The sequence below is a fragment of the Rugamonas brunnea genome (assembly GCF_014042345.1).
GTDB classification, from domain to species: domain Bacteria; phylum Pseudomonadota; class Gammaproteobacteria; order Burkholderiales; family Burkholderiaceae_D; genus Rugamonas; species Rugamonas brunnea.
This window is the reverse complement of the sequence record NZ_JACEZT010000009.1, coordinates 74,986-97,749: the sequence shown is the minus strand read 5'-3', so window position 1 is coordinate 97,749 and position 22,764 is coordinate 74,986. Positions and strand designations below refer to the sequence as shown.

At 65.0% G+C, this 22,764-nt stretch carries 20 protein-coding genes; 9 read left to right on the top strand and 11 right to left on the bottom strand.

The annotated features are described in order from the left end of the window. Nucleotides 1-147: 147 nt before the first annotated feature. A complete protein-coding gene (locus H3H37_RS14865; protein ID WP_182163810.1) occupies nt 148-1,113 on the bottom strand; it encodes a LysR family transcriptional regulator in 966 nt (321 codons plus the stop codon). 225 nt (nt 1,114-1,338) lie between these two features. On the opposite strand from H3H37_RS14865, the gene H3H37_RS14860 reads away from it, so the two are divergent. The 4 genes from H3H37_RS14860 (at nt 1,339) to H3H37_RS14845 (ending at nt 6,851) form a co-directional block, all read left to right on the top strand. Then, nucleotides 1,339-2,580: a urate hydroxylase PuuD gene (locus H3H37_RS14860; protein ID WP_182163808.1), complete on the top strand. Its 1,242-nt coding sequence runs from the start codon at nt 1,339-1,341 to the stop codon at nt 2,578-2,580. A 157-nt stretch (nt 2,581-2,737) separates the two neighbouring features. Beyond that, nucleotides 2,738-4,363: an HAL/PAL/TAL family ammonia-lyase gene (locus H3H37_RS14855; protein ID WP_182163806.1), complete on the top strand. Its 1,626-nt coding sequence runs from the start codon at nt 2,738-2,740 to the stop codon at nt 4,361-4,363. Nucleotides 4,364-4,582: 219 nt separating this feature from the next. Beyond that, a complete protein-coding gene (locus H3H37_RS14850; RefSeq protein WP_182163804.1) occupies nt 4,583-5,884 on the top strand; it encodes an NCS2 family permease in 1,302 nt (433 codons plus the stop codon). 127 nt (nt 5,885-6,011) lie between these two features. Next, complete coding sequence (locus H3H37_RS14845; RefSeq protein WP_229218850.1) at nt 6,012-6,851, top strand: outer envelope protein; 840 nt, start codon at nt 6,012-6,014, stop codon at nt 6,849-6,851. 92 nt (nt 6,852-6,943) lie between these two features. On the opposite strand, the gene H3H37_RS14840 is transcribed toward H3H37_RS14845, so the two are convergent. The 3 genes from H3H37_RS14840 to H3H37_RS14830 form a co-directional block, all read right to left on the bottom strand. Continuing rightward, nucleotides 6,944-7,513 (bottom strand): YIP1 family protein, encoded by a 570-nt coding sequence (locus H3H37_RS14840; protein WP_182163800.1) that lies wholly within the window; start codon nt 7,511-7,513, stop codon nt 6,944-6,946. Nucleotides 7,514-7,713: 200 nt separating this feature from the next. Continuing rightward, nucleotides 7,714-8,238: an NAD(P)H-dependent oxidoreductase gene (locus H3H37_RS14835; RefSeq protein ID WP_182163798.1), complete on the bottom strand. Its 525-nt coding sequence runs from the start codon at nt 8,236-8,238 to the stop codon at nt 7,714-7,716. A gap of 46 nt (nt 8,239-8,284) precedes the next feature. Beyond that, complete coding sequence (locus H3H37_RS14830) at nt 8,285-8,590, bottom strand: DUF1330 domain-containing protein (RefSeq protein ID WP_182163796.1); 306 nt, start codon at nt 8,588-8,590, stop codon at nt 8,285-8,287. 119 nt (nt 8,591-8,709) lie between these two features. Between H3H37_RS14830 and H3H37_RS14825 the strand changes: the two genes are divergently transcribed. Beyond that, nucleotides 8,710-9,711, top strand: a complete 1,002-nt coding sequence (locus H3H37_RS14825) for a LysR family transcriptional regulator (RefSeq protein WP_182163794.1) — start codon at nt 8,710-8,712, stop codon at nt 9,709-9,711. Here the strand turns inward: H3H37_RS14825 and H3H37_RS14820 are convergent. The 3 genes from H3H37_RS14820 to H3H37_RS14810 all read right to left on the bottom strand — a co-directional run bounded on the left by H3H37_RS14820 (nt 9,708) and on the right by H3H37_RS14810 (nt 13,049). Next, nucleotides 9,708-10,622, bottom strand: coding sequence for a LysR family transcriptional regulator (locus H3H37_RS14820; RefSeq protein WP_182163792.1), 915 nt, complete (start codon nt 10,620-10,622; stop codon nt 9,708-9,710). The genes H3H37_RS14825 and H3H37_RS14820 overlap by 4 nt on opposite strands. A gap of 101 nt (nt 10,623-10,723) precedes the next feature. Beyond that, nucleotides 10,724-12,397 (bottom strand): methyl-accepting chemotaxis protein, encoded by a 1,674-nt coding sequence (locus tag H3H37_RS26145; protein ID WP_311197507.1) that lies wholly within the window; start codon nt 12,395-12,397, stop codon nt 10,724-10,726. Nucleotides 12,398-12,578: 181 nt separating this feature from the next. Next, on the bottom strand, nt 12,579-13,049 hold the full coding sequence (locus tag H3H37_RS14810) for an Lrp/AsnC family transcriptional regulator (RefSeq protein ID WP_182163790.1): 471 nt from the start codon (nt 13,047-13,049) through the stop codon (nt 12,579-12,581). A 127-nt stretch (nt 13,050-13,176) separates the two neighbouring features. Between H3H37_RS14810 and H3H37_RS14805 the strand changes: the two genes are divergently transcribed. Then, nucleotides 13,177-13,479: a hypothetical protein gene (locus H3H37_RS14805; protein ID WP_229218849.1), complete on the top strand. Its 303-nt coding sequence runs from the start codon at nt 13,177-13,179 to the stop codon at nt 13,477-13,479. Between the two features lie 30 nt (nt 13,480-13,509). Here H3H37_RS14805 and H3H37_RS14800 read toward each other — a convergent pair whose 3' ends face one another. Next, nucleotides 13,510-14,805, bottom strand: coding sequence for an NCS2 family permease (locus H3H37_RS14800; RefSeq protein WP_182163788.1), 1,296 nt, complete (start codon nt 14,803-14,805; stop codon nt 13,510-13,512). 300 nt (nt 14,806-15,105) lie between these two features. Between H3H37_RS14800 and H3H37_RS14795 the strand changes: the two genes are divergently transcribed. Continuing rightward, nucleotides 15,106-16,083: an MBL fold metallo-hydrolase gene (locus H3H37_RS14795; protein ID WP_182163786.1), complete on the top strand. Its 978-nt coding sequence runs from the start codon at nt 15,106-15,108 to the stop codon at nt 16,081-16,083. Nucleotides 16,084-16,094: 11 nt separating this feature from the next. Here H3H37_RS14795 and H3H37_RS14790 read toward each other — a convergent pair whose 3' ends face one another. Then, nucleotides 16,095-16,517: a DoxX family protein gene (locus tag H3H37_RS14790; protein ID WP_182163784.1), complete on the bottom strand. Its 423-nt coding sequence runs from the start codon at nt 16,515-16,517 to the stop codon at nt 16,095-16,097. Nucleotides 16,518-16,642: 125 nt separating this feature from the next. On the opposite strand from H3H37_RS14790, the gene H3H37_RS14785 reads away from it, so the two are divergent. Then, complete coding sequence (locus H3H37_RS14785) at nt 16,643-17,530, top strand: LysR family transcriptional regulator (protein ID WP_182163782.1); 888 nt, start codon at nt 16,643-16,645, stop codon at nt 17,528-17,530. A 60-nt stretch (nt 17,531-17,590) separates the two neighbouring features. Further along, the gene (locus H3H37_RS14780) at nt 17,591-18,220 is read left to right on the top strand and encodes an FABP family protein (protein ID WP_182163780.1); all 630 of its coding nucleotides are present in this window, start codon (nt 17,591-17,593) and stop codon (nt 18,218-18,220) included. Between the two features lie 33 nt (nt 18,221-18,253). On the opposite strand, the gene H3H37_RS14775 is transcribed toward H3H37_RS14780, so the two are convergent. Further along, nucleotides 18,254-20,992, bottom strand: a complete 2,739-nt coding sequence (locus H3H37_RS14775) for a sensor domain-containing diguanylate cyclase (protein WP_182163778.1) — start codon at nt 20,990-20,992, stop codon at nt 18,254-18,256. An 81-nt stretch (nt 20,993-21,073) separates the two neighbouring features. Beyond that, nucleotides 21,074-22,570, bottom strand: coding sequence for a methyl-accepting chemotaxis protein (locus H3H37_RS14770; protein ID WP_182163776.1), 1,497 nt, complete (start codon nt 22,568-22,570; stop codon nt 21,074-21,076). Between the last annotated feature and the right edge of the window lie 194 nt (nt 22,571-22,764).

The window sequence follows — 22,764 nt, the reverse complement described above, 5'->3', positions numbered from 1 at the left end:
ACCGGCGCATGGGACCTGGCGCCGGCCTTGGTATATGAAGAATAGTATAGGCACGGCGGGGCTGATATATAAGCAACTGAACATAAGGAGGTTCAGTATGCGGATATGGCAAGTGTTGCCTGCCTGCCACGGGACGTCGCTTGCGGGTCAGCCCCTGGGGTCTGATCCTTTGGCCGCATTGCCGCTTAGGGCGGCGGCGGCCTGCGTGATCTGGTCGCGCAGCCATTTGTGCTCGGGGGCCTGGTGCACGCGCTCGTGCCATAGCTGGTAGAAGCGCATCGGCGGGAAGCGCAGCGGCACGGTGTACACCTTGATCGGCAGGTTGCGCTCGTAGAAGCGCAGGTATTGGCGGCCCGTGGTCAGCACCAGGTCCGTTTGCGTGAGCATGTGCGGGATCAGGCTGAAATAGGCCGATTCCACCATCACGTTGCGTTCCAGCCCGTGCTCGGCCAGGAAACTGTCGATCACGCCGTGGAAGCCGGGCAGCGTGGGCGAGGGCGCCACGTGGGGCAGGCTCAGATAGTCGTCCACCGTCATCTCGTTGGCGTCGGTGCGCTTGGCGTAGGGCGAATCGGCGCGCAGGGCGCACACGATGGGGTCTTCGAACAGGCGTGACAGGTGCAGATGCTCGGGTGGCTCCTGCCAGTTGCCGATGATGAGGTCCAGATCACCGTCCGACAGCATGCGGATCGAGTCCACTTCCGCCCCCAGGCTCTGGATGATGATGCGGCTTTTCGGCGACTCGCGTCGCAAGCGCGCCACAACCGTCGGCAAAAATTGAATGTCGAGGTAGTCCGGCGCGCCGATGCGGAAGGTGCGGCTTTCCTCCATCGAGACGAACGGGGTTTTCTGCAAAAACAGCTGCCCCACCTCGTCCAGGATGCGCTTGGCCGGCTTCTTCAAACTCTCGCCGTGCTGGGTCGGCACCATGCCCCGGCCGCCCCGCACCAGCAGCGGATCGCCCGTCAATTCACGCAGTTTGCGCAGCGAGGCGGAGATGGAGGGCTGCGGCTGGTCCAGCTTGAGCGCCACGCGCGAGACGTTCTTTTCGCACAGCAGCAGGTACAGGATGCGGATCAGGTGCAGGTCTAAATGATCGGGTAATTGGGCCATGACTTTATCTGTGTATAACTTTGTTCCTATTTTTAATATACGTCGATTCCAATGTGAAAGGCCAGAATTAGTTTTATCGTTCAGCCCATACCACGCACCGCAGTGTGTGGTCTTCAAACCGGTCGCAGCGGAGCTCTCAACAGTTCGCGGCCAACAGGGACCAAGTCCCAATCGTCTGGAGCGCCCGCGGTGGCAGACGAGCTTAAATCCAATCAAGAGGAAGACATGGAACTGCTCGCATATGGCGTGGACTGGCTCAATCTATTGGTGCGTTGGCTGCACCTGATCACGGGGATCGCCTGGATAGGCGCGTCCTTCTACTTCGTCTGGCTCGACAACAGCATCCGTCCGCCCAAGCCCGGTTCCGACCTGGCCAAGAAGGGTGTGTCGGGCGAACTGTGGGCCGTGCACGGTGGCGGCTTCTACAACCCGCAGAAATACCTGGTGTCGCCGGCCGAACTGCCGTCGGACCTGCACTGGTTCAAATGGGAAGCGTATGCCACCTGGCTGTCGGGCTTCTCGCTGCTGTTCATCGTCTACTACTTCAACGCCTCGGCCATGATGATCGATAAATCCGTGGCCGATCTGAGCCAGGGCCAGGCCATCGCCGTCGGCCTGGGCAGCCTGCTGTTCGGCTGGATCGTGTACGACGCCCTGTGCCGCTCGCCGCTGGGCAAGCGCGAAGGCTTGCTGGCCGTCGTCATGTACGTGTTCATCGTCGCCATGGCCTATGTGCTGACCCACTTCCTCAGCGGCCGCGCCGCCTACATCCACGTGGGCGCCATGATCGGCACCATGATGGTCGGGAACGTGCTGATGCTGATCATCCCCGGCCAGCGCAAGCTGGTGCAGGCCATGGAGCGCGGCGAGTCGCCCGATCCTATCCATGGCAAGAAGGCCAAGCAGCGCTCCGTGCACAACAACTACTTCACGCTGCCTGTGCTGCTGATCATGATCAGCAACCACTACGCCATGACCTACAGCCACGCCTACAGCTGGGCGCTGCTGGGCGCCATCATCGCCGCCGGCGTGTTGATCCGCCACTTCTTCAACCTGCGCCACCACGGCCGCACCGCCTGGGGCTTCCCGGCCGCCGGCTGCGCCATCCTGCTGGCCGTCGCCATCGTGATCGCACCCCGTCCCGCCGCACAGGCTGCGCAGATCGCCCAAGGCGGCGTGAGCGGCGATGAACATGCGGCCGCCGTGGCGGCGCCGGAGTTCGGCCGTGTGCAAGCCATCATCAACCAGCGCTGCGTGAGCTGCCACTCGGCCACGCCGACCCAGCCCGGCTTCGCCACCGCGCCGGCCGGCATCATGCTCAACACCCCTGAGCTGATCCACCAGAACGCGGCCAAGGTCAACCAGCAAGCCGTGGTGCTAAAGGCTATGCCGATCGGGAACATGACCAACATCACGCCGGAAGAACGCGCCGAACTCGGCGCCTGGTTCGCGGCCGGCGCCAACTGAGCGCCCGAAGACAAGGTAACCGCTAAGAGAGGACGTCGCTCCCGCGCAGGCGGGAGCCCATAGGCCGCGTGACTAGTGGCTCAGTATGGATTCCCGCTTTCGCGGGAATGACGAAGTTGCGGATATTCGACGCACCCAATAAATCAAGAGAACGAACATGACAACGACAACCATCAACGGATTCAACCTGACGGCGGCCCAAGTGGTGGCCGTGGCCCGCGACCACAGCATCGAAGTGAACCTGGCCGCGTCCTCGCGCGCGGCCCTGAAGGAAAGCCGCGATTACATCGAATCGACCTGGATGCACGATGAAGCGCCGATGATGTACAGCTTTAACACCGGCGTGGGCATGCTCAAGGACACCCGCGTCAAGGTGCAGGACATCAACCTGTTCCAGACCCAGCTGATCAAGGCCCACGCGGCCGGCATGGGCGAACCGTTCCCCGAGGAGGTCAGCCGCGCCACCATGCTGTTGCGCGCCAACGCCTTCGCCAGCAACTACTCGGCGCCGCGCGTGGAAGTGGTGGACCGCCTGCTGGCCTTCGTCAACGCCGGCATCCACCCCATCATGCCGCAAAAGGGTTCCGTGGGAGCATCCGGTGACCTGGCGCCGCTGTCCTACCTGGCCGCCGCCATCTGCGGCTTCGAACAGGCCGAGGTGATGTACCGAGGCGAACGCATGCCCGCGCCGGATGCGATCCGCGCCTCCGGCGTCGGCCCGGTGGAATTCGAACTGAAGGCCAAGGATGCGTCGGCCCTGATCAACGGTTGCACCGTGTCGCTGGCCGTGGCCCTGCTGGCGGCCGAGGATGCGCGCAACCTGCTGTCGGACGCCTGCCTGTCGCTGGGCCTGACGCTGGAAGCGATGCGGGCTGAGATGTCGGCCTTCGATCCGCGCATCCACACGGCCCGCCCGCACGCCGGCCAGATCAAGACGGCGGCTATCGTGCGCAACCTGCTGGAAGGCTCCACCCGCACCACGCATGAAGCACGCGCCGTGCAGTTCCCCGAGGAGCTACGCCGCACCGACATTCCCTACACGGCCCGCATCCAGGACGTGTACTCGCTGCGCTGCGCGCCGCAGGTGTACGGCCCCGTGTTCGATGCGCTGGACTACATCGACACCATCATCGACAAGGAAGTCAACTCGGCCACCGACAATCCGCTGATCTTCAGCAAGGACGAAGGCGGTTTCGAGATCATCTCGGGTGGCAACTTCCACGGCCAGTACCTGGCGCAGGCCATGGACCTGCTGGCGATGGCCGTGGCCGACCTGGGCAGCATCGTCGAGCGCCGGGTGGCGCGCCTGATCGACCCCACGCTGTCGTGGGGCTTGCCGCGCAACCTGATGTCGGGCGTGCGCGGCGTGAACACCGGCTACCCGGTGGTGCAGTGTTCACTGAGTTCCTTGGTGATGGAAAACCGCACCTTGTGCATGCCGGGCAGCGTTGACTCGATTCCGGCCAAGGGCAACAGCGAAGACCACGTGTCCAACTCCACCTGGTGCGCGCGCAAGGCCGCCGTTGTGGTGTCGAACACACAGTACATCGTCGGCGTGGAGATGTTGTTGGCGGCCCAGGCGCTGACCATGACCGAGCACCTGCTGCCCGGTTTCGTGCTGGGCAAGGGCACGGCCGCGGCATACGCCTCGGTGCGCAGCCAGATCCCGGCCTGCCTCGATGGCGACCGCTGGTTCCACGACGACATCGACATGGCGCGCTCCTTCGTCACCACGGGCTCGGTGCGCAAGGCCGTCGAAGCACAGATCGGACAATTCGTATAAACCGGCAGGCTAAGCAATCAGAGGAGGGCGCGTAGGGGCGGGCGCCGCACACCATGCGGCGTGCCCCGGCTGTTATGGGAAATAGCAGATAGCAAGTATGCCGTCACCCGTACATGGCGTGGCGGCAGCTGGGATAAGGTCACACAAGATCATCGCCGGTTGTTCCCTTGTTTAATCGGCATGGCGCAAGTAGTACTAAAACAGAACATGGAGACAAAAATGTTGTTACTCGAGAAATTCTTCAAACTGAAGGAAAACGGGACGGACGTGCGTACCGAACTGGTCGCCGGCCTCACCACTTTCCTGACCATGGCGTATATCATCTTCGTCAATCCCTCCATCCTCGGCGACGCAGGCATGCCCAAAGGCGCCGTGTTCGTCGCCACCTGTGTCGCGGCCGCACTGGGCTGCCTGGTCATGGGCCTGTATGCGAACTATCCGATCGCACTGGCGCCGGGGATGGGGCTGAACGCTTACTTTGCCTATGTCGTCGTCAAAGGCATGGGCATGCCGTGGCAAATGGCGCTGGGCGCCGTGTTCATCTCGGGTTGCCTGTTCCTGTTTGTGAGCATATTCAAGCTGCGCGAGATGATCGTGAACGGGATACCGCATTCGATCCGCACCGCGATCACGGTCGGCATCGGCCTGTTCCTCGGCCTGATCTCGCTGAAAAGCGCCGGCATCGTGGTGGCCAATCCCGCCACCCTGGTCGGCGTGGGCAACCTGCACTCGGCGCCCGTGATCCTGGCCATCTTCGGTTTCTTCCTGATCGTCGCGCTGGACAAGCTGCAAGTGAAGGGCGCCATCCTGATCGGCATCCTGGCCGTGACGGTACTGAGCTTCTTCTTCGGCGGTAACCAGTTCAACGGCGTCGTCTCGGCGCCGCCAACGCTGGAACCGACCTTCTTCAAGCTGGATGTGATGGGCGCCGTTTCCGTGGGCTTGTTGAACGTGGTGCTGGTGTTCTTCCTGGTGGAGCTGTTCGACGCCACCGGCACCCTGATGGGCGTGGCCAACCGTGCCGGCCTGCTGGTGAACGGCAAAATGGAACGCCTGAATAAAGCGCTGCTGGCCGATAGCTGCGCCATCGTGGCCGGTTCCATGCTGGGCACGTCGAGCACCACGGCCTATATCGAAAGCGCGGCCGGCGTGCAAGCCGGCGGCCGCACGGGCCTGACGGCCGTCGCCGTCGCCGTGCTGTTCCTGGCGGCCCTGTTCATCTCGCCACTGGCGGGCGTGGTGCCGGCTTATGCCACCGCACCGGCTCTGCTGTACGTGGCTTGCCTGATGCTGCGCGAACTGGTCGACATCGACTGGAGCGACACCACCGAAAGCGTGCCAGCGGCCATCGCGGCGCTGACCATGCCGTTCACGTACTCGATCGCCCTGGGCGTGGCCTTCGGCTTCATCTCCTATGCGATCCTGAAGCTGCTGACCGGCCGGGTGCGCGAAGTGCGTCCCGTGATCTGGGCGATCGCCTGCGTGTTCACCTTCAAGTTCGTCTACCTCGGCGCAGGCTGAGGCGGCGCAACGATTTTTCCCCCTGCGGTACTGCCGTGCCGGCGCCAGCGATGGCGCCGGCGGGGCGAGCCGCGTCCATCGCAACCGTAACATCATGACAAAAACGACAATGAGACAGCTGCCAAAAATGATTTCCCTCGCCTGCCTGTGCCTGGCCGGCACCGCCGCCCACGCCGCCAACTGGAGCGACACCTCCATCAGCTGGCGCACCGGCAACGACTACCGCGAACCGTTCAATCCCAAGGACATCAAGAAGAACATCTTCGCCCTGACCAGCGTCAGCGGTTATAACTACGGCACTAATTTCTTCAACGTGGACTTGCTCCTGTCGGACAAGAACGACCCGGCCTCGCTAACCCAGACCTCGGGCGCGCAGGAAGCCTACGTGCTGTACCGTCACACGCTGGACCTGGCCAAGGTGAGCGGCACCAGCATGAAGTTCGGCCCCGTCAACAGCGTGGGCCTGACGGCCGGTTTCGACATCAACACCAAGAACGACGTCGGCTACAACTCGCGCAAGCGCATGCTGGTGCTGGGCCCCACGCTGATGTGGGACGTGCCGGGCCACCTGAACACCAGCCTGTTGCTGCTCAACGAAAGCAACGCCCCCAGCGGCGCCTTCCCGCCGATCTCCACCGTTACCGGCCGCTACACCTACAAGACGCACGCAATGCTGGCTGCTGACTGGGGCATCCCCGTCACGTCGCTGGTGTCGTTCGAAGGCTTTGCCAACTTCATCGCCGCCAAGGGCAAGGACGAAGTGGGCAATGACACGGGTGCGGAGACCAACATCGACATGCAGCTGATGCTGGACGCCGGCGCCGCCATGGGCCACGCCAAGAACGTGTTCAAGGTCGGCATCGAGTACCAATACTGGCACAACAAGTTCGGTAACACCTCGGCCACCACGGGCGGCCAGGGCAATACCGCCAAAACGCCGATGCTGCGCGCCGAGTACCACTTCTAAGGGCGCAAACAAAAACCGGGGTCAGGTCATGAAATTGCGCAAGTTGCGCGATTTCATGACCTGACCCCGGTTTTTTTATGGTGCTGATTCGCTCAGGCCATCAGGCTCAGTTTGACGAATACGCACAGCAGTGTCCAGACCAGGGCGCCGACGGCGTAAGCCTGGGAGCACACTTCCTGCGCTTCCATTTCATTCGAGATCTTCAGGATGGTGGTGCTGCCCTGGAACAGCAACATCAGCGCCGCCAGCAGGCCAAGCACCAGCAGCGATACCGTCAGCAGCAGGCTGGGAATGGCCAGTGCCAGTGCCGACAGCCACATGGGCACGGCCGAGATGGCCGACAGCATCAGCGTGTCACGGAATTCCACGCGCACCTGGTGCGCTTCGGCGATGGTCTTGATGGCCTGCGCCATCAGCGGCACGGTGCACAGTTCGGCCGCCAGGAACAGCGCGGCGATCAACTGGAAGCGCTGCGGCGAGGCCGACATCCAATACACTTCCGGATGGTGGGCGCCGGCGTAGATCAGCATGGCAGGCGGGATCAGCGACAACGGCAATACCAGCGACAACAGGGTCTTCCACACAGCTGGGTGGACAGTGCTTAACTTGTCCCACGCACCATGCGCCGAGAACGGCATTTTCAGATAGTCCAACGTGCTCATATCGCATCTCCTCGAGTTGATTTGGCTTGTGACCGGCAGGGATGATAGTGGCACCCCTGTTGAGGAAACTATATCACGTTGTGAGGTATTGGAAAGCGTTTTACCATCGCCAGATCAAGTTTGATGCGGATCGGTAGCGAGCACAACCGTCGTCAGATCAAGCTTGCCTTTCAGGCCAGACCGCGCGGCCGCCTGCAAGATCAGGCGCGCAAGCGCTCTGCGAACGCTTGCTGGAAGCCGGCCAGCGCTTCTTCGCTTGCGCCCATGGCGCTATGGAATGCCAATGGCGGCGTGTATTCCATGCCCACGTACAGCGCGCTGGCTTTCATCGGGGTGAGGACTTGTTCCACCGTGCTCTCGATCAGCCCCTGCTCGGAGTACAGATGCGCGGTGGCGCCGGTCGTGGTGACCACCAGCATCTGTTTTCCCTTGAGCGAGGTGCCGTCGGGGCCAAATGCCCAGCCATGGGTCCAAACCTGATTCAGATACGCTTTGAGCATGGGCGTCAGGTTGAACCAGTGGATAGGGAACAGCAGGACGATACGGTCGGCCCCGTCGCTCGCCTCCTGCTCGGCAGCGACGTCGAAAGCCTGCGGATTGTGCCCGTAGAGCGATTCCAGGTTGCGCACCGTGACGTTGGGTTGCTGCGCCGCCGTGCGCTGCAAGGCCTTGATGGCATGCGATTGTTCCGGATAGGGATGGGAAACGATCACCAGGGTTTTCATGGATGTCCTTTTTAATAGTGGGATGGGAGTCAGGTGGTTGGGACGCTTAACCGGCGAGGGCGCAACCTTCGACCAGGTAGCCGTCGCTGGTGGCGGAGGCCAGCCGGTAACCGAGGATGGCCTGGTACGCGCCCGAGGCATGCCAGGCTTGGGCTTGTTCGACCGACGGGAACTGCAGGATGATGACCCGGCCTTGCGGCGGCTGGCCTTCGACCGCTTGCAGCGCGCCGCCGGCCACGAGGAGCTTGCCGCCGTAGGGCGCATAGGTTTGCGCGACCTGCGCCTGGTACGGCTGCATGCCGTGCTGGTCGTGGACGTCGACGGTAAAAATGAAATAGGCTGCTTGCTGCATGTTGGCTCCCGTGGTGGATGGATGAGCCGTATTGTGGTGTGGATTACTCTTAACTAAAATATCTGGTGGAGTTGAGTCATACGTAACCTGAGGTTGATAGTCGCGGAGAGGAGCCGGATATGGAAGTGTCGCAGCGGGTCCGGGCCATTCTGTCGTTCGTGCAGGTTGCCGATGCCGGCAGCTTCGCGGCGGCCGGCCGTGCGCTGGGTATCAGTTCGGCGGCGGTAAGCAAGAACGTGGCTGCGCTGGAACGCGGCCTGGGTGTGCGGCTGATGAACCGCACCACGCGCACGCTGAGCCTGACCGAGGAGGGCGCCGTGTTCCTGCGCCAGGCCAGGGTAGGATTGGATGCGTTGGATGCCGCCGTGGACGTGTTGGCCGAGCACCGGGCCCAGGTCGCAGGCCGGGTGCGGATATCGACCAGTGCAGCGCTGGGCCGCGATCAGCTGATGCGGGCCTTGCCCGGCTTGATGACGCGCTATCCCGAGTTGTCGGTGGAGGTGGATTTCGATGACCGCGTGGTCGATCTGGTGCGCGATGGCTACGACCTGGCGATACGCGGCGGCCAGATCGCCGATTCGGCGTTGATTTCGCGCCCCATCTGCAAGTTCAAGCTGGTGCTGGTGGCAGCGCCGTCCTATCTCGCGCGTGCCGGCGTGCCGCGTGTGCCGGACGACCTGGCCGGCCACAAGCTGCTGGTGCGCCGCTTCCTGGGGGGCAAGGTGCCGCCCTGGAGTTTCAGGGGCGCCGACGGCAGCGTCTCATCGTTGGAGCTGGATGGGGCCGCGCTGGTGCTGTCGGCGCCCGAATCGCTGGCGCAGGCGGCCGCCGATGGACTGGGCATCGCCCAGGTGGGGCTGCATCATGCGTGGCCTTATTTGCAGAGCGGTCAACTGCGGGTGGTGATGCCGGAGCGGCACGTCGCCGGCGCCTATGAGATGGTGATGGTGTACCCGCACCGTGCGTTGGTGGCGTCGCGGGTACGGGCCACCATCGACTACCTGCTGGAGGCATTCGCCCGCGATGAGGCGCTGCATGTGCCGTTGTCCGCGCTGGCCTCGTACGCGGCCAAGCCAGCGTCGGGCGCGCCGCCGCGCTCGCGTTCGCGCGTGCGCGGCTAAGGAAAACGTGCAGCGTCCCCATCCTTGAACCGGAGCGCGTCGATCACCAGTGCCAGTGCGCGCGAGCTGTTGCGGCGGCTCGGGTAGTAGGCGTGCAACGGTTCGAACGCGGGGCACCAGTCGCGCATCACGCTGACCAGGCGGCCCGTGCGCAGGTGTTCCGCCACCATGCTCTCGGGCAGGAAGGCCAGGCCGATGCCGTCGAGCGCGGCGTCGCACATGGGGTAGACGCTGGTGAAGATGGCCTGGCCCCGCACCCGCGCCTCGACCGGCCGGCCTTGGTCGAGCAGCTCCCAGGCGTAGACGGCGCCGCTGGTGGGCATGCGCAGCGCGATGCAGTTGTGGCGCAGGAGCTCGTGCAGCGTTGTTGGCACGGGCCGGTGCGCAAAATAGGCCGGTGAGCCGACGATCACCATTGGCACCTCGGCGGTCAGGCGCACGGCGATCATGTCCTTGTCCACCTGGTCGCCATGGCGCACGCCGATGTCATACCGTTCGGCGGCGATATCGACCAGCCGGTAGTCGGCACTGATTTCCACATGCAGGTCCGGATAGTCGCGCAGCAGCGGCGCGATGCGCGGCCACAGCACGGTGTCGGCCACGTAGTCGATGGCGGTGATGCGCACGGTGCCGGCCGGCTTGTCGCCCAGGTCGCTGACGGCGGCAATTTCCGCTTCGATCTCCTCCAGGCGCGGCGCGACGTTTTGCAGCAGCCGTTCGCCGGCCTCGGTGGGCGAGACGCTGCGCGTGGTGCGCGTCAGCAGGCGCACGCCGAGCCGGCTTTCCAGCGAGCGGATGATATGGCTGAGGGCCGATTGCGTCAGTCCCAGCTTGGCGGCGGCGCGGGTGAAGCTGCGTTCCCTGGCCACAGCCAGGAACACCAGGATGTCGTTGATATTGTCGCGCGCCATGTGGCCCTGTCCTCCCGGGAAGCTGGCGGGAAGGGGCATACCGCGTGCCGCCATCGTCCCGCCTTGTGATCAAGGGGGACGATGATACAGGGTTTGGCGGGTCACGCCAGCCGGCGCACGCGTCCCGGCTGCGCCCGCGTCTGCGTTTGCGCCGGTATGTGCGCCTGGGCCGGCCCACGGCGCGCCGCTTCGCCGGGCAGTTTGAAGATGCTCACCAGTTCCGCCAGCTGGCTGGCCTGATCCTGCATCGAGGCGGCGGCGGCGGCCGCCTGTTCCACCAGCGCCGCGTTCTGCTGGGTGACGCCGTCGATATCCATGATGGCCGAATTGACCTGTTCGATGCCCGAGGTCTGCTCCTGGCTGGCGGCCATGATCTCGCCCATGATGTCGGTCACGTGCTGGACGCTGTCAACGATGGCCGTCATCGTCACGCCGGCGTCGGCCACCAGCGTGCTGCCCAGTTGGACCTGGGCCACGGAGTCATTGATCAGGGCCTTGATCTCGTGCGCGGCCGAGGCGCTGCGCTGGGCCAGGCTGCGCACTTCGGACGCCACCACGGCAAAGCCGCGGCCCTGTTCCCCGGCGCGCGCCGCTTCCACCGCCGCGTTCAGGGCCAGGATGTTGGTCTGGAAGGCGATGCCGTCGATCACGCCGATGATGTCGCTGATCTTGGCCGAGGCGACGTTAATGGCAGTCATGGTCTGCACCACGCGCCCGACCACGGCGCCGCCTTCGGTGGCCACGGTCGAAGCCTTGATGGCCAGGTCGTTGGCCGTGTGCGCGTTGTCGGCGTTCTGTTTGACGGTGCCCGTCAGTTCCTCGATCGAGGCCGCCGTTTCCTCCAGCGCGCCGGCCTGCTGTTCCGTACGGTGCGACAGTTCCTGGTTGCCGCCGGCGATTTCGGCCGAACTGGTGGCGATCTGCTCGGTGCCGTTGCGAACCTGGCTGACCAGCGCGGCCAGTTTGTCGCGCATGGTTTCGAGCGCGCTCAGCAGGCTGTCCCCGGCATGGGCGCGGTGCGCGATCTGCACCGACAGGTCGCCGTCGGCGATGCTGGCGGCGATGCGGCTCGCTTCGCGCGGCTCGCAGCCGAGTTCACGCAGCAAGCCCCGCACCAGCAGCCAGGCGCCGATGCTGCCCAGGCCCAGCGCGGCCACGCCCATCAACAGCAGTTGGGTGCGGGCGCTGCCGTAGGCCGCGTTCGAGAGTGCCGATTCCTGCGCCATGTGCTCGGACTGGAGCTTGACCAGCGTTTGCAGCGCCTGCACGAACTCCTGTTCCGACAGGCGGATGGTGGCGTTGAGCATGCTCTTCGCCTCCGTCAGGCTGCCCGCGTTCAGCAGCTGGAACATTTCCTTCTGGTTGGCCTGGTCGGCCTGGCTGGCCTTGACGATGTCGTCCAGTGCGCGCTTGTCGGCCGGCGCGTGCAGGCTGGCCTGGAAGCTGGTCAGCAGCGCCGCGTTGCGTTCGCGGATGGGGCGGATCTGGGCCGCCACGGCGTTTTCACCCTGGTATTCGGCGGCGATGATGGCGCTGCGCAGCAACTGGTGGATCAGGGCTACGTTGTATTTGACTTCGTTCGCCTGGGTCACGTTGCGGTACTGGTCCTGCAGGATGTTGTCCACCCGCTGCTGCATGCCGGCCATGGCCAGCAAGGCTACACCTATCATGGCCACCAGCAGCACCATGGTCAGGGCGAAGCCCATCGTCAGTCGCAATCCTATGTTGAGCTTGCCTATCGCTGCGGCGCAGCGCAGGTAGAAGTCCTTGGCCATGCGTGTCTCTCCCCCGGTGGAACGGTCTGTGCCGTATTGAAATCTATGTTTCTAGAAAAACATTGTGTTCCACTGGTGATGTTGGCCGCTTGTCATTTACCGACAATCATTTATCATTTCGCGACTCGGGCCTTCCAGAGGGGCGGAGTGTTGTATGGCCGCGCCACTGTCGCCGCCGCACTCACGGGACCACCGAATAGCTGCGCTTCAGGCAGCGCAACACGAAGGTCGAGCGGCTGTGGCGCAGGCCGGGCAGCTTGTACAGCTTGCGGCGCAGGAATTCCTCGTACCCGGCCGTGCCAGCTACGGCCACCTTGATCAGGTAGTCATATTCGCCCGTCAGCAGGTAGGCTTCCATCACTTCCGGCAAATCGGCCAGGGCCTGGCCAAATTTCTCGAAGATCTCATCATCGTGGCGGTCCAGCGTCACTTCGATGATGACGGTATCGGGATAGCCCAACGATTGCTGGCTGAGCAGGGCCGTGTAGCCTTCGATGACACCGTGTTCCTCCAGCGCGCGCACCCGGTTCCAGCAGGGCGTGGTGGACAGGCCGACTTTCTCGGCCAGCTTGGTGTTGCTCAGGCGCCCGTCCAGGCGCAGTTCGCGCAGGATGCGGCGGTCGATGTCGTCCAGTTCGTGATGGTGTTCCATGCGCTTTTCTTTCATAAGATGAAGATTCCTTGAAAAGTATAATTCAACAGAGAATTCTTCTTCATAACATGCAAAGATCAGCAAACAATGGGAGCCTATTCCCGGTTGTGGCCGGTATAGTTCTTCCATGATGACCGACACCAACCACCACCAAAAAACGTTCCGATTCTGTATCGAAGCCGAAGGCGCCATCGGCACGCTGGAGGGCGCGCTGGCCATCGTGCGCCGGCTGGGCCTGGAGTTGCGCAGCCTGCGCACGACAGGCGGGCTGGCGGGGCTGGAAGTGTCGATGCGGCTCGCATCGGCGGAAGAGGATGCGCTGGTGTTGTGCCGCCAGCGCCTGCATAACGTGATCGGCATCCTGCCGATCCGGGAGTCTCCGGCACTGGTGGCCGTGGACAACGCGTCCCAGGCCCGGCGGCTGGCTTGAGCCGCGCCGGGACCAGGATCAGGGGGCGACTTACTTCAGATAGGCGTACTTGAACAGGAAGATACCTGCGATCAGCCACACGATGGGCTTGACCTTGCGTGCCTGGCCCGTGGCCAGCTTGAGCGCCGCATAGGTGATGAAACCAAACGCGATGCCATGGGCGATCGAATAGGTGAACGGGATCAGCAAGGCCGTGATGGCGGCCGGCACGCTCTCGGTGCTGTCGCTCCAATCCACATCCGTCAGGTCGCGCAGCATCAGGCAGGCCACGTACAGCAGTGCAGGCGCGGTCGCATAGGCCGGCACCACACCGGCGATGGGGGCGATGAACAGGCTGGCCAGGAACAAGGCCGCGACCACCAGCGCAGTCAGGCCGGTGCGGCCGCCCGCTTGCACGCCGGCGGCGCTTTCGATGTAGGCAGTGGTGCTCGACGTGCCCAGCATGGAACCGGCCACGATGGCGCAACTGTCGGCCAGCAGCGCCTTGTTCAGCCGTTCCATCTTGCCGCCCACCAGCAGGCCGGCGCGGCTGGCCACGCCCATCAGGGTGCCAGTGGCGTCGAACAGTTCAACCAGGAAGAACACCAGCACCACATTGAGCAGGCCGACCGAGAACGCGCCCTGCAGGTCCAGCTTCAACAGTGTCGGCGCGATGGAAGGCGGCATCGATACCAGGCCGTGGAAGGTGTTCCCGCCGAAGAAGAAGCTCATCACGGTCACGGCCACGATGCCGATCAGGATGGCGCCCGTCACCTTCAGGCGGTCGAGCGTGACGATCAGCATGAAGCCGCAGATCGCCATGATGGTCGATGGCTGGTGCAGGTCGCCCACGCCCACCAGCGTGGCCGGATTGGCCACCACGATGCCGGCGCTTTTCAGCGCGATCAGCGCCAGGAACAGGCCCAGGCCGACCGTGATGGCGGTGCGCAGCGAATGCGGGATGCCGTTGACGATCTGTTCCCGTATACCCAGCAGGCTGACCAGCACGAACAGGCAGCCCGAAATGAACACGGCGCCCAGCGCCGCCTGCCATGAAATGCCCATGCCCAGCACCACGGCGTAGGCGAAATAGGCGTTCAAGCCCATGCCCGGCGCCATGGCGATCGGGTAATTGGCGTACAGGCCCATGATGATGGTGCCCAGCGCCGCGGCAAAGCAGGTGGCCACGAACACGGCTTCCTTGGGCACGCCGGCGTCGCCAAGGATGGAGGGGTTGACGAAGATGATGTAGGCCATGGTGAGGAAGGTCGTCACGCCGGCCACCACTTCGGTGCGCACGCTGGTGCCGCTCTCTTTCAGCCTGAAATAGCTTTGCAGGAAATTCACAATATTCTCCGTATCTTGATCGGTCGGGGCCGCGCCGGGCGGGGAGGGCCGAGAGCATAGCACGTTGCGGCGGCCTCAAAAATGGCTGATTGACAAGCCCATGACGGCGCGGCGGGAAATGTGGGCGCGAATCGGGGCCGCGAATCGGGGCCGCGAATCGCTGGCCGCGCCTGCCCGGCTTTTGCTACACTTTCCCCAACGCGGACGAGGCATGTGCACCTGCATGCGCCCGCACCATGCAGGCGGAACAATGATGAAGCAACAGCGGCACGAATGGGCTGGTCGGGCGGGAGGCAGGGCATGAAGGCGAGGATCTGGGGCGCGCGCGGTTCACTTCCGGTGGCGCTGAACCATGCCCAGGTGCGCGCCAAGCTGGTGGCCGCGCTGGAGTGCGCCATCGGGCGCGGGCTCGACACGCCGGCCAAGATCGCCGCTTACGTGGACCACGAGCTGCCATTCGACGTGCGCGGCACCTACGGCGGCAATTCCAGCTGCGTGGAGGTGGAAGTGTGGGACCCGGACACCAGCCGCCAGCACGTGATCCTGGACCTGGGTTCGGGCGCGCGGGCGCTGGCCGGCGCCAAGCTGGCCCGCTACGGGCGCGACCATCCGCAGACCTACCACGTGTTCATGTCCCACCTGCACTGGGACCACATCATGGGCTTCCCCTTCTTCACGCCCGCCTACATCCCCGGCAACCGCATCATCATCTATGGCTGCCATGCGGAGCTGGAACAGGCGTTCCGGCGCCAGCAGGACCCGATCAGCTTCCCGGTGCGGATGGAGCAGATGGCAGCCCACATTGAATTTCGCGTGCTGGCGCCCGGCAAACCGGTCGACATCGACGGCTTGCGGGTCACGGCCATGCTGCAGCTGCATGGCGGTGACTCGTACGGCTACCGGCTCGAACATGGCGGCCGCGCGCTGGTCTACAGCACCGATTCCGAGCACCGGCTGGATGACATGGCCCAGCGCCTGGCGTTCGTGGAATTCTTCCGCGACGCCGACCTCGTGATCTTCGACGCCATGTACTCGCTGGCCGAGGCCATCTCCGTCAAGGCCGACTGGGGCCATTCAAGCAATGTGGTGGGGGTGGAGCTGTGCCAGCTGGCCGGGGTGCACAAACTGTGTTTGTTCCACCACGAGCCCGTGCAGGGCGACACCCAGATCGCCCGGGTGCTGGAAGAGACGCGGCGCTACGCCGAAGTGACTGGCGAAGCGCCGCTGGAGGTGGTGTCGGCTTACGACGGCATGGAAATCGATCTTGGCGCGCCGTGATCTGGCTGTGATCAGGCCGTGCGGCGGACCAGTCGTGCACCCAGGCGGGCATCCAGGCTGAGGCTACCGGCGCCGTAGGCGGCGATTTGCAGCAGGCCGCCGGCCATCGCGATATTTTTCAGCAGGTGGATCAGCTGGTTCTGGTCGGCGATCGCGTGGTGGAAGATCAGGCCCGTCACCAGCGAGAATCCGGCCAGCACCAGCGCCGTGGCGCGCGTCTGCAGGCCGGCCACCAGCAGCAGGCCGCCGCCCAGTTCCACGGCGATGGCGCCGATCAGGCCCAGCGTGGGGAAAGGCAGGCCCGTGGAGGCGATGTAACCGATGGTGGCCGCCGGCGCGGCGATCTTGCCCAGGCCGCTGAACAGGAAAATGGTGGCCATCAGCAGGCGGCTCAGCAGGGGCAGGGTGGTGGTGTTGGCGTTGGTGGTGTTCATGGCGATCTCCTTGGTGGTTGCAGGTGATGGAGCGCGATGTGCGATCCGATGACTGTATATTAGGCGCTGGACTGGTATCGCGGAAGCCTATATATTTAGATGGAATCCATCTACCGGAGCGATACATGCTGGACGCCATGTCCCTCGACCAACTGCGCACCTTCATCGCCGCCGCCGACGAAGGCAGCTTTTCCGCCGCGGGCCGCAAGCTGCGGCGGGCACAATCCGTCGTCAGCCAGACGCTGGCCAACCTGGAGCAGCAAGTCGGCTTCCCCCTGTTCGACCGCAGCGGACGCTATCCGCGCCTGACGGAAGCGGGCCGCGCGTTGCTCGACGATGCACGCGCCACGGCCAGCAGCATGGATAGCTTCAAGGCGCGCGCCCGCACGCTGGCCGAAGGGCTGGAGCCGGAGCTGGCGGTGGCGGTCGATGTCATGTTCCCCATCGCCGCGCTGACGGCGGCCGTGGGCTCCTTCCACCAGCAATTCCCGCGCACGCCGCTGCGGCTGTACGTGGAGGCGCTGGGGGCCGTGGTGCAGCCGGTGCTCGATGGCCGCTGCCGGCTCGGCATCGTTGGCTCCTTTCCCGACGTGCCGTCCGAGTGCGCAACCGAATACCTGCTGGAGGTGCCGGCGCTGCTGGTCGCGGCGCCCGGCCATGCGATGGCGCAGGTCGCGGGCCCGGTGCCGGTCGAGGAGGCGGCGCGCCACGTGCAACTGGTGCTGACGGACCGTTCCAGCCTCACGCACGGACGCGACTTCAACGTGATGTCGCCGCAGGTGTGGCGGCTGGCCGACCTGGGCGCCAAGCTGGCCTTCCTGCGCGCGGGCCTGGGCTGGGGCAGCATGCCATGCCACATGGTCGAGGATGACCTGGCGCGCGGCACGCTGCGGCCGGTGGAGGTCGAGGGCGGCCCCGCGTTCGGCGCGGCGTTCTCCATGCGCGCCTTGTACCGCAAGGACGCGCCGCCCGGCCCGGCCGGACGCTGGTTCCTGGAACGGCTACGGCAATGAAAGCATGCTTGCTCTACAATATCTCGCAGCGACCAGCCAACCAACTGAAAGGCACGAGGCATGAGTGAATTTTCGCAGGATATCTACACCGAACCGTCCAACATCGACATCCGCACGCTGGAGAACCTGGGGCCGCTGCGCCCCTTGGCGGGCGTGTGGGAAGGCCAGCGCGGGCTGGACATCAAGCCCAAGGCCGACGGCCCGCGCAAGCAGGCGTTCGTGGAGCGCATCGAGCTGCAGCCCATCGATCCCGTCACCAACGGTCCGCAATTGTTTTATGGCCTGCGCTACTTGATCCTGATCACCAAGCCAGAACAGGTCAAGACTTATCACGAGCAGGTGGGCTACTGGCTGTGGGAACCGGCCACCGGCACCGTGATCCAGACGCTGGCGATCCCGCGCGGCCAGATTGCCATGGCGTCCGGCCAGGCGGCGCCCGATGCCCGGAGCTTCGAACTGGTGGCGCGCCGCGAACAGGACAGCTATGGCATCTGCTCCAATCCCTTCCTCGAATATGGCTTCAAGACCACGGAATACCGCATCAAGGTCACCATCCACGATGACGGCACCTGGGGCTACGAGGAAGACACGGTGATGCAGATCCGCGGCCAGGAGGAACCATTCCACCACATGGACAAGAACCTGCTGGTCAAGGTGGCCGAGCCCACCCCCAATCCGCTGGCGCGCTAGCCGGTCGTCGGTTGCCGGCTGCCGGTTGCCGCGCTAGGCCGGCTGGGCCACCACGTGGCAGTCGCGCCCGCGCCGCTTGGCCGCGTACAGCGCGCCGTCGGCGCGCGCCACCAGTTCCGCCGGGGTCTGCTCGCCGCCCAGGTGCAGGGCCACGCCCACGCTGGTGGTCACGCTCAGCGGCTGGCCCGCCACCGTGAAGTCGGCGCGGATGGCCTCGACGATCTTGGCCGCCAGCCGGCCCGCCTCGTCCGGGTCGGTGACCTGTTCGAAGATGATGACGAATTCGTCGCCCGCCAGCCGCGCCACGGTGTCGGTGGCGCGCACGTTGCCGACCAGCCGGGCTGCGAACTCCTTGAGCACGGTGTCGCCGCCGCCGTGGCCCATGCTGTCGTTGATGGCCTTGAAGTTGTCGACGTCCAGGTAGGCCAGCGCCATGGGCTGGCGGTTGCGGCGCGCGCGGCCGATCGCCAGTTGCAGCAGTTCCTCGAACATCAGCCGGTTCGGGATGCCAGTCAGGGTGTCGATGCGGGCCAGGTGAATCAGCCGCTCCTCGATTTCCTTCATGCGCGTAGTGTCATGTGTGAGCGAATACACGCCGGCCACGCTGCCGTCGGCCCGCACTTCCGGCACGAAGGTCGTTTCCAGCGTGTGCATGCTGCCCTTGATGCGCGCTTTCAGTTCGTAGGTGACGTGGTGGCCCTGGTAGGCACGCTCCAGGTGTTCTTCGGCGTTGCGGTAGTGTTCGCGGCCGATGATGTCGGCCAATGGGCTGCCTAGCTTGCTCACCGGGTCGATCCCGAACCAGTCGTGGAAGGTCGCGTTCAGGAACTGGATGCGGCGTTCGTGGTCGGCGTAGGAGATCAGTACAGGCAGGTTGTCGGTCAATAGCTTGAGGCGCTTTTCGCTGGCGGCCTGGGTCAGTTCCGCGTTCTTGCGTTCCGTGATGTCGAGCGCCATCAGGTAGAAGCCAGCCACGCTGCCATCGGCGCGCAGGTCGGGAATCATGTCCACCATGAGCTGGATGGCGCGGCCGGTTTCATTGCCTTCGCGCTCGTAGTGCACGCGCTCACCCCGCAGGGCCGCCTCGTAATAGGGCCGCAGGCGTTCACGGAACGCTTCGCCGAAGGTGTCGCCAAAGGTGCGGCCCAGCAGCGCGTTCGGGTCGATGCCCATCAGTTGCCGGAAATGCTCGTTGGTGAAGCGGTAGCGCAGCTTGTCGTCCACGTAGGCGATCATGGCCGGCATGTTATCGGCGATCATGCGCGAACGTCGTTCGCTGGCGGCGATCTGCTGCTCGTACAACAGGCGCTCGGTGATGTCATGCAGGAAGGCGGTGGCATAGTAATCGCTGCCATGGCGCAGCGCCCGCACCGACAGCTCGACCGGTACTTCGTGGCCACCGCGGTGGCGCGCCGTCAGCCGCACGCGCGAGTTGAGCACCGGCCCGGTGCCTCCCTGGGCGAAGCGCGCCATCCCAGCCCGGTGGTCGGCCCGGAAGGCCGGCGGGATAATCAACTCCGCCACGTCCTGCCCCACGGCTTCGGTGCGGCTCCAGCCGAAACTCTTTTCAGCCTGCGCATTCCACTCCGTGACGATGCCGTTGGCGTCGCAACTGATGAAGGCGTCCGGCGCCTGCTCCAGGATGTTGCGGATCAGCGATTCGCTCTCGCGCGTGGATTCCAGCGCCGCCTCGCGCTCGGCCATCAGCACGTGGAAGGCGGAACTGAGCTCCCCGATCTCGTCGCGCCGGCGCCGCTGCAGCACGTCGATGCCAGCCTTGCCGCTGCGGATATCGGCGATATGGCGGCGCAAGCGGCCCAGCGGACGCAGCAGGACCAGGATGGCGACCCAGCCTATCGCGCCGGCCAGCGCGGCGAACAGGGTCGAGGCCAGCACGGCGTGGCGCCGCATCACGATCATGGGCGCGAACGCTTCCTCGGTCGGGAAGCGGGCGCCCAGGATCCAGTCGGCCGCCGGGATGCGCTTGTAGGAGTAGATGCCTTCGCTGCCATCCTTGTTGGCGGCGTTGGTCCAGCCTTCGAAACCCTGCAGCGCCATTTGCGTGGCGCGGTTCACGCCGGGGCGGGCGTTGATGTGTTGCAGCAGGCGCGAGCGGTTGGGGTGATTGACCAGGATGCCCTTGCTGGTCATGATGTACATGAAGCCGGTCTTGCCGGGCCGTTGTGCGCTGACCGGGGCCAGGAAGGAGGCGTTGGCCAGGTCGATGCTGCCGGCCAGTACCATCGCCACGGCGCCCGTTTCATCGAGCACGGGCTGGGTGATGAGCACCACGGGCAGGTCGGTCACGGTGCTTTTGAACGGCTCGGAGATGATGCTGCCGCGCGAGGCGAGCGCCTGCTCGAAGAAGCGCTTGGCGGTTTCCGTCAGCGGCAGGGTGGCGATGCCGCTGCGCGCCGTGTGGCGCAATACGCCCTTGCGGTCGTAGGTGACCAGGTTGAGGAACGCGGCGCGCACCGTGGGATGCTGGTCGATGAACTGGCGCATGCGCTCCGGGTGATCGCTGAGGTCGGGCGGCATGGCGTCGGCCAGGCTGGCCAGCAACGTGCGCTTGGCCTCAAGCTGGGAGTCGATATTGGCGGCGGCGGCCGACAGCAAGGCGAATTGCTGGTCGCCGATCACCGCCTCCATGTCGCGCTCGGCCAGCAGCAGCGCCAGCGAGGTGACGATCACCGTGGCCGCCAGCACAAGCGCCACCACCACAGCCGTCATGCGGAATTTAAGGCTGCGGATGAGTGGGACGTTGGCGAGCATGGGAGACCGGTGGTGGTTTACAGCATGAGTATTGCACACGCAGGCCCGCGCGTCCAAGCGGCGGGCCGCCGCCGGGGTAGCTTAGAACTCCATCCACTGGTCCTCATCGGCGCCGTTGGCGACTTTGCGCGTCGCCTGGCCCGGCACGTGCGGCGCCGCGGGCACGGGTGCGGGGATGCGCTTGGGGCGCTTGCGGTCCATGGCAGCGACGTTGGTTGCGGCACTGGCCGCGACACTTGCCGTGGCGCCGCCCCCCGGGCTGGCCATTCGATTAGCCTTGGTGCGCTGGCGGGCGTCGGCGCCGTCCAGCCGGAACTGGTCGACGGCATGCGACAACTGGCGCGCCCGTTCCTGCATCGAGGCCGCCGCCGCCGAGGCTTGTTCCACCAGGGCCGCGTTCTGCTGCGTGCCCTGGTCCATCTGGCTCACGGCGGCGTTGATATGTTCGATGCCGGCCAGTTGTTCGCGGCTGCCGCTGGCGATGTCGGCCATGATGTCGGTCACGCTGCGCACGCTGGCCACGATTTCGCCCATGGTGTGGCCGGCCGCATCGACCAGACGGGCGCCCGCGTCCACCTGGTCCACGGAGTCGCCGATCAGGGCCTTGATTTCGCGCGCCGCCGCCGCCGAGCGTTGCGCCAGGTTGCGCACCTCGTTGGCCACCACGGCGAAACCGCGCCCCTGTTCGCCCGCGCGGGCCGCTTCCACAGCGGCGTTCAGGGCCAGGATATTGGTCTGGAAGGCGATGCTGTCGATCACGGCGATGATGTCCACGATCTTGCGCGCCGAGGCATTGATGGAGGCCATGGTGTCGACCACCTGCGCCACCACGGCGCCGCCCTGGCCGGCCACGTCCGAGGCCGAGCGGGCCAGCGTGTTGGCCTGCTGGGCGTGGTCGGCGTTGCGCTTGACGGTGGAGGTCAGTTGCTCCATGGCCGATGCCGTCTCCTCCAGCGCGCCGGCCTGGCGCTCCGTGCGTTCCGACAGGTCGAGGTTGCCGGCCGCGATTTCGGCCGAGGCGGTGGCGATGTCGTCCGTGCCGCCGCGCACTTCGCGCACGATGCCGATCAGGCTCGCGTTCATCTCCTTGAGGGCGGCCGACAACTGGCCGATCTCGTCGGTGCTGCGGATTTCAATATGCGAGCTGAGATCGCCGCCGGCCACCGTGCGCGCCACCTTGACGGCATGGTTGATCGGCCCCACGATGCCGCGCGTGATGATCCACGCCGTCAGCAGGCTCAGGATGCCGCCGGCCACGCCCAGCACGATCATCACGGTGCTGGCCAGGCGCGCGCTGTGCGCGGCGTCGCGCGCGGCCACGGCTTGCTGGCTGGTGGTGTCGGCTTGCAGCAGTTGGTCCAGCGCGCGCGCCTTGCCGGCCGCGTCGTCCTTGGCATGCTGGAGCAGGGCGATCTGCTGCTGGCGTTCGTCGGCCGCGCGGTCAATCTCCGACGCGGTCGAACGCAGCGCCGAGGCGCCCAGGGTGACCACCACGGCCAGCATGACTGCGGTGAGGGAAAAGGCGATCGTCAGCCGGTGGCCGATCTTGATGTTGGCGAGTGGGTTTGCGAGTGTCATAGGCCGTCTTCTTTTTCTCAGTGCCTGGCGCGCATTGCGATCGCGCGTCCGGGGTCGGTTGATCGGGCCCGGCGTCTCCTCCGGGTTGCGGGCAGTGTAGCAGCGACCGCTTTGTTAATCGAGAAATATTTCTTATTAGAATTGCCGCACTAAAAGATAGAAATACAACATGTCTGGCGAGAATGAAATGTTGC